The organism is Actinoplanes sp. NPDC048791 (assembly GCF_040650095.1).
Classification (GTDB): domain Bacteria; phylum Actinomycetota; class Actinomycetes; order Mycobacteriales; family Micromonosporaceae; genus Actinoplanes.
Genome location: NZ_JBEZGQ010000190.1, coordinates 1 through 11,184 on the forward strand (window position 1 = coordinate 1; position 11,184 = coordinate 11,184).

General features: G+C 71.0%; 11 protein-coding genes and 1 pseudogene. 11 read left to right on the forward strand and 1 reads right to left on the reverse strand.

Annotated features, from left to right (window positions below; translation table 11 throughout):
- The 7 genes from AB0C29_RS16485 to AB0C29_RS16515 all read left to right on the forward strand — a co-directional run.
- On the forward strand, positions 1-648 hold a 648-nt coding region (locus AB0C29_RS16485), incomplete at its 5' end, for an adenylyltransferase/cytidyltransferase family protein (protein ID WP_360820966.1).
- Positions 645-1,328 carry an SDR family oxidoreductase gene (locus tag AB0C29_RS16490; RefSeq protein WP_360820968.1) on the forward strand — a complete coding sequence of 228 codons (684 nt, stop codon included), beginning with the start codon at positions 645-647 and terminating at the stop codon, positions 1,326-1,328. The genes AB0C29_RS16485 and AB0C29_RS16490, both read left to right, overlap by 4 nt.
- Positions 1,325-2,260 carry a glycosyltransferase family 9 protein gene (locus tag AB0C29_RS16495; protein ID WP_360820969.1) on the forward strand — a complete coding sequence of 312 codons (936 nt, stop codon included), beginning with the start codon at positions 1,325-1,327 and terminating at the stop codon, positions 2,258-2,260. The genes AB0C29_RS16490 and AB0C29_RS16495 overlap by 4 nt, the downstream gene beginning before the upstream one ends.
- Positions 2,244-3,221 (forward strand): DNA topoisomerase IB, encoded by a 978-nt coding sequence (locus AB0C29_RS16500; protein WP_360820971.1) that lies wholly within the window; start codon positions 2,244-2,246, stop codon positions 3,219-3,221. The genes AB0C29_RS16495 and AB0C29_RS16500 overlap by 17 nt, the downstream gene beginning before the upstream one ends.
- Before the next feature lie 33 nt (positions 3,222-3,254).
- The gene (locus tag AB0C29_RS16505; RefSeq protein ID WP_360820973.1) at positions 3,255-3,665 is read left to right on the forward strand and encodes a ChaB family protein; all 411 of its coding nucleotides are present in this window, start codon (positions 3,255-3,257) and stop codon (positions 3,663-3,665) included.
- A 25-nt stretch (positions 3,666-3,690) separates the two neighbouring features.
- A complete protein-coding gene (locus AB0C29_RS16510) occupies positions 3,691-4,251 on the forward strand; it encodes an XRE family transcriptional regulator (RefSeq protein ID WP_360820975.1) in 561 nt (186 codons plus the stop codon).
- Complete coding sequence (locus tag AB0C29_RS16515) at positions 4,248-4,763, forward strand: GNAT family N-acetyltransferase (protein ID WP_360820976.1); 516 nt, start codon at positions 4,248-4,250, stop codon at positions 4,761-4,763. The genes AB0C29_RS16510 and AB0C29_RS16515 overlap by 4 nt, the downstream gene beginning before the upstream one ends.
- On the opposite strand, the gene AB0C29_RS16520 is transcribed toward AB0C29_RS16515, so the two are convergent.
- Positions 4,745-5,686 (reverse strand): HAD family hydrolase, encoded by a 942-nt coding sequence (locus tag AB0C29_RS16520; RefSeq protein WP_360820979.1) that lies wholly within the window; start codon positions 5,684-5,686, stop codon positions 4,745-4,747. The two genes, AB0C29_RS16515 and AB0C29_RS16520, sit on opposite strands and share 19 nt — an antisense overlap.
- Before the next feature lie 141 nt (positions 5,687-5,827).
- Here AB0C29_RS16520 and AB0C29_RS16525 point away from each other — a divergent pair, with 141 nt between their 5' ends.
- From AB0C29_RS16525 to AB0C29_RS16540, 4 genes and pseudogenes are all read left to right on the forward strand, one after another.
- Positions 5,828-7,501, forward strand: a complete 1,674-nt coding sequence (locus tag AB0C29_RS16525) for a SulP family inorganic anion transporter (protein ID WP_360820981.1) — start codon at positions 5,828-5,830, stop codon at positions 7,499-7,501.
- 178 nt (positions 7,502-7,679) lie between these two features.
- A complete protein-coding gene (locus tag AB0C29_RS16530; RefSeq protein WP_360820983.1) occupies positions 7,680-8,477 on the forward strand; it encodes a formylglycine-generating enzyme family protein in 798 nt (265 codons plus the stop codon).
- A gap of 26 nt (positions 8,478-8,503) precedes the next feature.
- Positions 8,504-10,861, forward strand: a complete 2,358-nt coding sequence (locus tag AB0C29_RS16535) for an arylsulfatase (protein WP_360820985.1) — start codon at positions 8,504-8,506, stop codon at positions 10,859-10,861.
- A 70-nt stretch (positions 10,862-10,931) separates the two neighbouring features.
- Positions 10,932-11,184: pseudogene (locus AB0C29_RS16540) on the forward strand (hypothetical protein); the annotation flags it as partial.

An 11,184-nucleotide genomic window follows, 5' to 3' on the forward strand; every position in this document is an offset into this window, starting at 1 on the left:
GGAGACACCTGCGGTGCCGGTGACCGGTTCGCCGCCACCGCCGCGCTGGCCCTGGCCTCGGGCGCGCTGGTCTCCGAGGCGGTCCAGCAGGCGGTCACCGCGGCGACCGAGTACGTGGCGGCCGGCGGCGTCACCGTCGCCCTCGCCCCGCCCGCGGACAAGCCCGACCGGCAGACCGAGGAGGCGAGCCGGGTGATCGCCCGGGTCCGCGCCCAGGGCGGCACGGTCGTGGCCACCGGCGGCTGCTTCGACCTGCTGCACATCGGTCACCTGGCGACCCTGCAGGCCGCCCGCAAGCTGGGCGACTGCCTGGTCGTCTGCCTCAACTCCGACTCCAGCGTCGCCGCCCTCAAGGGCCCCGACCGGCCGCTCACCGGCCAGGGCGACCGGGCCCGGCTGCTCGCCGCCCTCGACTGCGTGGACGCCGTCGTGGTCTTCGACGAGCCGACGCCCGAGGCCGTGCTGGCCCGGCTGCGCCCGGACATCTGGGTCAAGGGCGGCGACTACGCCGACGGCGGGCCGGACCTGCCCGAGGCCGAGCTCATGCACCGCTGGGGTGGCCAGACCGTCATCGTCCCCTATCTCGACGGCCGTTCCACCACCAGGACCATCGCCGCCGCGCGCGGCCATTCGGAAGGAAACTCATGACCGACGCTGTCATCGTCACCGGCGGATCCAGCGGCCTGGGCGCCGCCGTCGTGGACGCCGTGCTCAAGGCCGGCGGCCGCCCGTTCGTCATCGACCGGCAGCCGCCCGCCGAGGGTGTCCCGTGGGTCGAGTGCGACCTGGCCGACACCCGGGCCGCCGAGGCCGCCACCCGCGAGGTCATCGCCCAGGCCGGCGGCAGCATCGACGGGGTGGTCACCGCGGCCGGCATGGACGTGCCCGGCGCGCTGGCCGACATCCCGGGCGAGACGTGGGACCGGATCGTCATGATCGATCTGCTGGCCACCGCCGCGGTCATCCGGGCGGCCATCCCGGCGCTCAAGGAGTCGCACGGCACGGTCGTGACCATCGCTTCCACGCTGGGCATCAAGGCGGTCAGCGACGCGACCGCGTACTGCGCCGCGAAGTTCGGCGTGGTCGGCTTCACCCGCTCGCTCGCCGCCGAGCTGGCCGGGCAGGTCGGCGTGACGCTGCTGATCCCTGGCGGCATGCGGACGAAGTTCTTCGACGACCGCGACGAGCAGTACAGGCCGGGCCCGGACGCGATCCTCAACGACCCGGCCAACGTGGCCAACGCGATCATGTTCGCGCTGACCCAGCCGGCCGGCAGCGCCGTGCGGGAGCTCATCGTCGCGGCCGAGCAGGAGACGTCGTACCCGTGATCCTGGTGTTGCGCGCCCTCGGCGTCGGCGACCTCGCCGCGGGCGTGCCCGCCCTGCGGGCGCTGCGCGCCGCGTTCCCGGACCGGACCTTGGCGCTGGCCGCACCGGCCTGGCTGACGCCGCTGATCGAGCTGATCGGCGGCGTCGACCGGATCGTGGCCACCGACGGGCTGGCCACGCCGCCGGTCGTGCCCGCCCCGGAACTGGCGGTCAACCTGCACGGCAGCGGTCCGGAGTCGCACCGGCTGCTCCAGGCGTTGCGACCCGCGCGGATGTGGGCGTTTGCCAACGCCGGCGCGGGGCATCTCGACGGCCCGACCTGGGCCGAGGAGGAGCACGAGGTGCGACGCTGGTGCCGGCTGCTGAGCCATTACGACGTACGGGCCGATCCCGGCGACCTGTCCCTGGCCGTGCCCGGGGTCGACGGGCCGCGCGGGGTCACGATCGTCCATCCGGGCGCGAAGTCCCCGGCGCGCCGCTGGCCGCACTTCGCGGCGGTCGCCCGAAAGCTGGCCGAGCGGGGCCAAGACGTGGTGGTCACCGGCTCGGCGGGGGAGCGGGACCTCGCCCTGACGGTGGCCCGCGACGCCGGTCTGCCGCCGACTGCCGTGCTGGCCGGGGACACCGGCCTCGATGAGCTGGCCGCGCTCGTCGCCCACGCCCGGCTGCTGGTCAGCGGGGACACGGGCATCGCGCACCTGGCCACCGCGTACCGGACGCCGTCGGTCGTGTTGTTCGGGCCGGTGCCGCCGCGCCGCTGGGGGCCGCCGCCGGACCGCGCGTACCACCGGGCGATCTGGCACGGCACCCGGGCCGAGCGGGGCGACACCATGGACCCCGGCGTCCATCCCGCATTGCTGCGGGTGAGCGTCGACGAAGTGCTCGCGGCGGCTGACGAGGCGGAGAAGGCGCGCCATGCGTTTGCGGCGTAGCGACCTGACCAAGCCCGGCTACGGCCGGCGCCGCTCCGGCAAGGGCTTCCGCTATCTCGGCACCGACGGCACCACGACGCTGCGCGACCAGGACGCCGTCACCCGGATCAAGGAACTGGTGATCCCGCCCGCGTGGACCGACGTGTGGATCAGCACCGATCCGCGCGGGCACATCCAGGCCACGGGCCAGGACGCCGCCGGCCGCAAGCAGTACCTCTATCACCCGGACTGGCGGACGGCCCGCGACGAGAAGAAGTTCGAGCACGCACTGGAGATCGCCGGGCGGCTGCCGGAGATGCGCTCGCGGCTCTGCACCGACCTCAGCGGGCGGGGCCTGACCCGCGAACGGGTGCTGGCGGCGGTGGTCCGGCTGCTCGACATGGGCATGTTCCGGGTCGGCAGCGACCAGTACGCCCGCCGCGACGAGGACCCCTCCTACGGCCTGTCCACCCTGCTGCCCGAGCACGTCCGGGTCCGGGGTGGCTGCGTGGTGCTGGAGTTCACCGGCAAGTCCGGGGTCGAGCACGCCAACCCGGTCGAGGACGGTGAGGTCTGCCAGGTGCTGCGTGACCTCAAGCGGCGCCGGCGGGGGGCGCAGCGACTGTTCGCGTACTGGGATCCGGCCGGGCGGCGGTGGCGGGACATCCGGGCCGACGACATCAACGCTTACCTGCGGGAGATCAGCGGCGAGGAGATGACCGCGAAGGACTTCCGTACCTGGCACGGCACGGTCAAGGCCGCCGAGGAGCTGGCCGCCGCCGGGCCGCAGAAGACGAAGACGGCCCGCAAGAAGGCTGTCTCGCACGCCATGAAGGAGGTCGCCGAGATGCTCGGCAACACTCCGGCGGTGGCCCGCAGCTCGTACGTGGACCCGCGGGTCGTGGAGGAGTTCGAGAAGGGCCGGACCGTGCCGCAGGACGAGCCGACCGAACAGGCTGTGCTGGACATGCTCTCGGACTAGTTTCGCGCCGTGGCCCGCGGGAACTTCGGTGGTATGCCCGCACGCGAGAACCTGCCGAGCACCATCAAGCGGTCGCCGCGCAAGGCCCAGGACACCTACGCGGCGACCCTGGACAGCGCCGTCGAGCAGTACGGCGACGGCGAGCGCGCGCACCGCACCGCCCTGTCGTCGCTCAAGCACTCGTTCGAGAAGGTCGGCGACCACTGGGAGCCCAAGGAGCAGCGTGGCCCGAGCGATGCGCAGGCCGAGGGTGGTGTCGACACCGACCGGCCCACGGCGGGTGGCGTCGACGCCAACGCGAGCAAGAAGCACCTGCTGGAGGTGGCCAAACGGCTGGACGTGACCGGTCGCTCGCGGATGACCAAGGATGAGCTGGTCGAGGCGATCGGCAAGGCCAACGACGCGGCCAGCCGGCGCGCACTGAAGGCCGAACGCGAGGACTGATCAGATCTGGGATAGCATCCCGGATATGAGAGATGCTCTGGACGGGCGGCTGGCGTCCCGCGTCGCCGAGCTGCGGGTCGCGCGCGGCTGGTCGCTGGACGACCTGGCCGGCCGCACCGGCGTGAGCCGTTCCACGCTGTCCCGCCTCGAACGCGGCGAGATCAGCCCGACGGCCTCGCTGCTCGGCAAGCTCTGCACCGCGTACGGCTGGACCATGTCCCGCCTGCTGGCCGAGGTCGAGGCCGAGCCACCCGCCGTGGTCCGCGCCGCGGACCAGGCCCTCTGGCGCGACGAGTCCGCCGGCGTCACCCGCCGCAGCGTCTCCCCGCCGCACGCCGGCCTGCGCGGCGAGCTGATCGAGGGGGTCCTCGAGCCCGGCGCCGACATCTCCTACGACGCGCCCCCGGTGACCGGCATGGAGCAGCACGTGTGGGTGCTCGACGGCCGGCTGGAGCTGACCGACGACCGCACCCCGCACCGCCTCGACGCGGGGGACTGCCTGCGGTTCCGCCTCTGGGGCCCGACCCGCTTCCACAACCCGGGGCCGGGCCCGGTCCGCTACGCCGTCTTCGTGGTGCTGCCGTGACTGTCACCCGGCTTACCGGCGACGACTTCGCCGCACACCTGCCGGCCCTGGCCGATTTGCTGGTCGACGCCGTGGCCGACGGCGCCTCCGTCGGCTTCCTGGCCGATTTCGACCACGCAGCGGCCACTGCCTGGTGGCGGTCCCGCGCCGGCGCGGTCGCCAACGGCAGCCTCGCCGTGTGGATCAGCACCGGTCCGGCCGGCGTCACCGGCACGATCAGCCTGGCGTACGCGGAGAAGCCCAACGCCCGGCACCGCGCCGAAGTGATCAAGCTGGCCGTGCGCCGCGACGCCCGGGGCCATGGCCTCGGCCGCCGGCTGCTCGCCACCGCGGAGGAGGCAGCCGCCGCCTCCGGGATCAACCTGTTGCTGCTCGACACGGAGACGGCCAGCGCGGCGGAACGGCTCTACGAGTCGGCGGGCTGGCACCGGTACGGCATCGTCCCGGACTACGCGGCCGACCCGGCCGGCCAGCTCCGGGACTGCAGTTTCTTCTACAAGAAGCTCGGCTGATCGGTGGTCGAGAAGACCTCGGCCCAGTCGTCCTTGATGCTGACGACCGTCCAACCGTCGGTCCGCGCCCGCTCCAGCGCCTGCTCGGCGCCGGCCGTGTAGTCGAACTCGCGGTCGGCGTCGTCGTGCCGGACGAGGAGCCGCAGCGTCGGCCGGTCGGCGCGGTGGGTGAACTCGAGCATCGGCAGGTCACCGTTGGAGTTCCCGGCAGCGATCAGGGGCCTCCGGCCGATCCGGTTCCAGATGCGTACGGGCTTCTCGGCACCGTCGTCGAGGTAGTCCACCTCGGCTCTGCGCATGATGGCCCCGCCGTCCCCGTCGCCGGTGTAGGTGAAGCTGCTGGTGCTCCCGATGACCCGCTCCCGGGCGATGCCGTACATGTCCTGGGTGACCGGCCGGATGAAGTCGCGGCCGCCGCCCGAGGCGATGTAGTTCGTGAAGCCGTTGGCGGACAGGTATTCCAGCAGGTCCACCATCGGCACGTACGCGCAGTCCAGATAGGAGCGGCCGAGCGTCGGGTGCTGTGCCGTGCGCAGGAACTCGTCGGCCCGCTGCTCGAAGTCTTCGATGTTGATGTCGGCGTACGCAGCCAGAATGCCGACGAGCAGAAGCCGGACATCGGTGTCGTCGCCCGCGTAGTGCTGGGCCATGAGCGCCCCGAACCAGGCCAGGTCGTGTTCGGCGATGGCCTTCCACGGCTGCCGTTCGCGCAGCCCCGGTTCCGCGGCCACCATCTCGGCCAGCCGCCGGTTGATGAAGTCCAGCTGGACCGGTAGCGGCTTCTCGCACCACAGGGTGCCGTCGTTGTCGAAGACTGCCACCCGTTCCTCGACCGGCACCTCCGCGACCGTTCGCTCGACGAACGCGATGATCGCCTGCCGGGCCGCGCCGGGCCGCCAGCTGGCCGAAAGTTGTCCGGTCATGGCGTCAGCGTGCCGCAGCGCTGCCCCGGATACCTCACCCCGGCCGGATGACGACCGTCTCCACCATCGGCCACCAGTCTGGACGCCGATGACCGGCTGAAGGTGAGGACCTGACATGGTGACGATCACTGGGCAGCCGGCATGAGGCGCGCCCTCACCCGGCTGACTCCGGTCGCGCTGCGCGGATACCGGCGGACCTGGCTGGTGTCCGACATCGTGGCCGGGGCGACCCTGGCCGCGGTGGCCATCCCGGAGGTGATGGGCTACACCACGATCTCGCAGACGCCCATCGTCACCGGGCTGTACACGGTCATCTTTCCGGCGGCCCTGTTCGCGCTGCTCGGCGCCTCCAAGTTGCTCGTGGTCGGCGCCGACTCCGCGACGGCGGCCATCCTGGCCGCCGGCCTGCTGGTGACGATCCCCGGGCTGACCCCGCAGTCGCCGGAATGGGTGGCGATGTGCGCCCTGACCGCGATCGTCTGCGGCGTGCTGCTGATCCTGGCCAGGTTGCTGCGGCTGGGCTTCCTCGGGGACTTCCTCTCCGCCTCGGTGCTGATCGGATTCCTGTCCGGCGTCGGCATCTCGGTGCTGTCCGGTCAGATCCCCGAGATGCTGGGCATCCCGAAGGGCAAGGGGAACTGGTTCGAGCAGCAGTGGGCCTGGTTGTCCGGGATATCGGGGATCTCGTGGACCACCGCCGCGTTCGCCGCCGCCACGATCGTCACCATCAAGGCCTTCAAGCGGTTCGCGCCCAAGGTGCCCGGGGCCATCGTGGCCGTCGTCGGGCTCATCATCATCTCGGCGGTCACCGACGCCTCCCGGCACGGGGTCGCCGTGGTGGGCAGCGTCACGGGCGGGTTCCCGCCGCTCGGTCTGCCGCCGGGCATCACGGCCGGAGACGCGTTCACCGTCACCGGGGTCGCCTTCTCGTGCTTCATCCTGATCATCTCGCAGAGCGCCGCGACGGCCCGCAGCTTCGCGATGAAGCACGGCGACCGGGTCGACATCAACCGTGACCTGATCGGGCTCTCCGCCGCCAACGTCGCCGCCGGTCTGAGCGGTACGTTCGTCGTCAACGGAAGCCCGACCAAGACCCAGATCCTGGACGCGCAGAAAGGGCGGACCCAGGTCGCCAACCTCACGCTGGCGGCCGTGGTTCTCCTGGTCACGCTGTTCTTCACCGCGGCGCTGGCCGACATGCCCAAGGCCGTCCTGGCCGGAATCGTCTTTCTCGTCGGCCTGGACCTGATCGACGTGACCGGGCTGCGGCGCATCTACGCGCGACGGCGCAGCGAGTTCGCCATCGCGGTCGCCACCGGCATCGCGGTCTTCGCGTGGGGGGTGATGCAGGGTGTCGTGCTGGCCGTCATCGCGTCGATCCTGGAGATCATCCGCAGGCAGTACAACCCGAAGGACTTCGTCGTCACGACGACGGACGGGACGCCGTCGTACCAGTCGGCCGTGCCCGGCCACCAGAGCGAGCCTGGTCTGATCGTCTTCCGGTACGACGCCGAGTTGTTCTACGCCAACGCCAACCGCTTCGTCGACGACCTGGAGGCGCTCGTCGACAACGCCCCGGACCCGGTCCGGTGGGTGGTCCTCGACGCGGCATCGATCGACGACATCGACTACTCGGCCGGCGTCAGCCTGGACGGCCTCTGCGACTACCTGGACGCCAAGGGCGTCACCCTGGTCCTGGCCCGCGCGGACGCCTCCCTGCTGCATCTGCTGGACGTCTACGGGATTCGGCACCGCTTCCCCGACAGCCGGATCTACCCGACGCTGTCCGAGGCCATCACCGCGTTCCGTGCTTAGGCCGCGGTTCGCTCGGGACTCATCTGGCCGGGATGAGGCCGGCCGGGCGGCCGGCCGGAAGTCTGGATCGGTGACGACGCACAGGACAGCCTGCTGTACGCCCGGCCGGGCCGCTGCCGGGGCACCTCCCGCCGAAGCCGGGGCGTTGCGGCTCTCGCGCCGACGCACCCCGGAGTTGGTGGTCCTCGACGGGGGCTGGTTCGAGATGGGCAGCGATGACCCGTTCGCCTACGAGGCGGACGGCGAAGCACCGGTCCGGCGGATACGCGTCGATCAGTTCCAGCTGGCGGCCGGTTGCGTGACCAACGTGGAGTTCGGCTCCTTCGTGACCGACACCGGGTACGTGACCACGGCCGAGCGGCTCGGGACGTCTTTCGTCTTCGCCGGTCTGCTGCCCCGGGAGTTCCCGCCCACCCGCGGGGTCGTCGGGGCCGAGTGGTGGCGTGAGGTGCCCGGAGCGTGCTGGTCGTCGCCCGAGGGCGGAGGCTCCGATCTGCGCGGCCGCGGCGACCACCCGGTCGTGCACGTCTCCTGGCTGGACGCGGTCGCCTACTGCGAGTGGGCGGGGCTCAGGTTGCCCACCGAAGCGGAGTGGGAATTCGCGGCGCGGGGCGGCCTGGTGGGCCAACGTTTTCCCTGGGGTGCCATGTTGCGTCCCGGTGGCCGGCATCGGATGAACGTCTGGCAGGGCGAGTTTCCCAGCCGCAACACGCTGGCCGACGGTTACCTGGGCACGGCGCCGGTACGAGCGTACGAACCGAACGGCTTCGGCCTGTTCAACATGACCGGCAACGTGTGGGAGTGGGCCGCCGACTGGTTCAGCGGCCCGGACACCGGTGATCGCCGGTCGCTGCGCGGCGGCTCGTACCTGTGCCACGCCTCGTACTGCCGCCGCTACCGGGTCTCGGCCCGGATGGGCAATACGCCGGACAGTTCCACCGGGAACATCGGCTTCCGCTGTGCCCGCGACGCCTAGCTTCTGACGATGGGAGACCGAGTTCCATGAGTAAGCCGTTCAAAGGCACGATCAATGTCGACATCCGCGATTCCGTACCTGACTGGGCACCGTTCGAGCCGCCGAAGGCGCCCGTGGGTGCGCCGAGCGTGGTCTACATCGTGCTGGACGACGTGGGGTACTCGGCGCTCTCCTGTTACGGCGGGCCGATCGACACGCCGAACATCGACCGCATCGCGGCGGACGGTGTCCGCTACACCCAGTGGCACACGACCGCCCTGTGCTCACCGACCCGGTCCTGCCTGCTGACCGGGCGCAACCACACCCGCAACTCGATGGCGTGCATCACCGAGGCCGCGTCCGGCTTCCCGAACGCGAGCGGGACCATCCCGCCGGAGAACGGCATGCTTCCCGAGATCCTCGGCGAGCAGGGCTGGAACACCTACATGGTGGGCAAGTGGCACCTGTGCCCGACCGTCGAGATGAACCTGGCGGCGACCAGGCGGAACTGGCCGACCGGGCGCGGCTTCGAGCGCTGGTACGGCTTCCTGGGCGCCGAGACCAACCAGTGGTATCCCGACCTGGTCTACGACAACCACCCGGTGGAGCAGCCGAAGTCCCCCGAGGAGGGCTACCACTTCACCGAGGACGTCACCGACAAGGCGCTGGAGTTCATCAAGGACGCGAAGACCATCGCCCCGGAGAAGCCGTTCTTCCTCTACTACGCTCCGGGTGCCGCCCACGCCCCGCACCAGGTCGGCAAGGAATGGGCCGACAGGTTCAAAGGCCGGTTCGACCTGGGCTACGAAGCGATGCGCGAGCAGACCCTGGCCCGGCAGAAGCAGCTGGGCATCATCCCGGCCGACACCGAACTCCCACCGGTCAACCCGATCGGCACGGCCGGGACCCGCACCGGACCCGGCGGTCTGCCCTTCCCGGCCCTGGAGCAGACCAAGCCGTGGAATTCGCTGAGCGACGGGGAGAAGCGGCTGTTCGCGCGGATGGCCGAGGTGTACGCCGGGTTCCTGGCCCACGCCGACCACCAGATCGGCCGGCTGCTGGACTACCTGGAGGAGTCCGGGTACCGGGACAACACCCTGGTGATCGTGGTGTCGGACAACGGCGCCAGCGGCGAGGGCGGCCCGAACGGGTCGGTCAACGAGAACAAGTTCTTCAACGGCTTCCCCGACGACCTCGAAGCGAACCTGGCGATGCTCGACGAGCTCGGCGGTCCGCGGACCTACAACCACTACCCCAACGGCTGGGCGATGGCGTTCAACACGCCGTTCAAGATGTGGAAGCGGTACGAGTTCAACGGCGGCACCTCCGACCCGTGCATCATCTCCTGGCCCGGTGCCGCGGGTGGCCGGGGCGAACTGCGCCACCAGTACCACCACGCCATCGACATCATGCCGACGATCCTGGACGCGCTCGGCGTCGAACCACCTGAGGCGATCAAGGGTCACACGCAGAGCCGGATCGACGGCGTCAGCATGCGCTACAGCATCGACGACCCGTCCGCCCCGTCGGCGCGCCGGACGCAGTTCTATTCCATGCTCGGCTCCCGCGGCATTTGGCACGACGGGTGGAAAGCCGTCACCACCCATCCCACGATCAGTGGCTGGAGCAACTTCAACGACGACACCTGGGAGCTGTACCACGTCGACACCGACCGCTCCGAATCGCACGATCTGGCCACCGAGCAGCCCGCCAGACTGCGCGAGCTGGTGAACCTGTGGTACGCCGAGGCCGGCGACAACGGCGCGTTCCCGCTCGACGACCGCTCCGCGCTGGAAGTCATCCTGACACCACGGCCGCAGATGACCGCCGCACGCGAGCGCTACACCTACTTCCCCGATACCGCCGAGGTGCCCGAGGCGCAGGCGGTCAACATCCGCAACCGCTCGTTCAGCATCGGTGCCCTGGTCGACATCCCCGGCAAGGACGCGTCCGGCGTGCTGTTCGCTCAGGGTGCCTACTTCGGCGGCCATGCCCTCTACGTGAAGGACAACCGGTTGCACTACGTCAACAACTTCATCGGCCTGCTGGAACAGAAGGTCGACGCGACCGAGGACCTGCCGATGGGGGAAAACCTCCTGCTGTCGGCATCTTTCGACAAGGACGGCGAAGACCCGCCCAAGGTCGCCACCGGAATCCTGTCGCTCTACCACGGGGACCGGAAGGTCGGCGAGGCCCGGATCAAGACCCAGCCCGGCATGTTCTCGCTCGCCGGCGAGGGCCTGTGCGTCGGCCGCGACGGCGGGGCCCCGGTGACCAGCGACTACGAAGGCAATCACGGCGCCCGGTTCACCGGCGGCACGATCAAGCGCGTCGCCGTCGACGTCAGCGGCGACCCGTACGTCGACCTGGAACGCGAGGCCCAGGCGATGCTGGCCCGGGAGTAGGCCGACTGTCGGGAATCCGCCTTTCCACAGTGGAAGGGCCGGGGCGGGCGCTGCGCTAGCCTGACGCCCTATGGGCCGGCGCTATCGGGTGCTCCTCGTCTCCAGCAGCGGCGGTGTGCTGCTGGACCTGCTCGCCCTGCGACCGTGGTGGCAGGGTCACGACCCGGTCTGGGTCGCCGTGCCGGCCCCGGACACCGAGGTCGCCCTGGCCGGCCAGCGGGTGCACTGGCGTCCCGAGCTGACCGCCGGCACCAAGCTGCGGGTCGTCCCGGCGGCCTGGCGGGCGCTGCGGCTGCTGCGCGCGGAGCGGCCCGACGTCATCG

Excerpts from the sequence above, each read along its gene's own strand:
- AB0C29_RS16490 (WP_360820968.1), top strand. The coding sequence starts at position 645 with ATGACCGACGCTGTCATCGTCACCGGCGGATCCAGCGGCCTGGGCGCC.
- AB0C29_RS16500 (WP_360820971.1), top strand. The coding sequence starts at position 2,244 with ATGCGTTTGCGGCGTAGCGACCTGACCAAGCCCGGCTACGGCCGGCGC.
- AB0C29_RS16505 (WP_360820973.1), top strand. The coding sequence starts at position 3,255 with ATGCCCGCACGCGAGAACCTGCCGAGCACCATCAAGCGGTCGCCGCGC.
- AB0C29_RS16510 (WP_360820975.1), top strand. The coding sequence starts at position 3,691 with ATGAGAGATGCTCTGGACGGGCGGCTGGCGTCCCGCGTCGCCGAGCTG.
- AB0C29_RS16520 (WP_360820979.1), bottom strand. The coding sequence starts at position 5,686 with ATGACCGGACAACTTTCGGCCAGCTGGCGGCCCGGCGCGGCCCGGCAG.
- AB0C29_RS16525 (WP_360820981.1), top strand. The coding sequence starts at position 5,828 with ATGAGGCGCGCCCTCACCCGGCTGACTCCGGTCGCGCTGCGCGGATAC.
- AB0C29_RS16535 (WP_360820985.1), top strand. The coding sequence starts at position 8,504 with ATGAGTAAGCCGTTCAAAGGCACGATCAATGTCGACATCCGCGATTCC.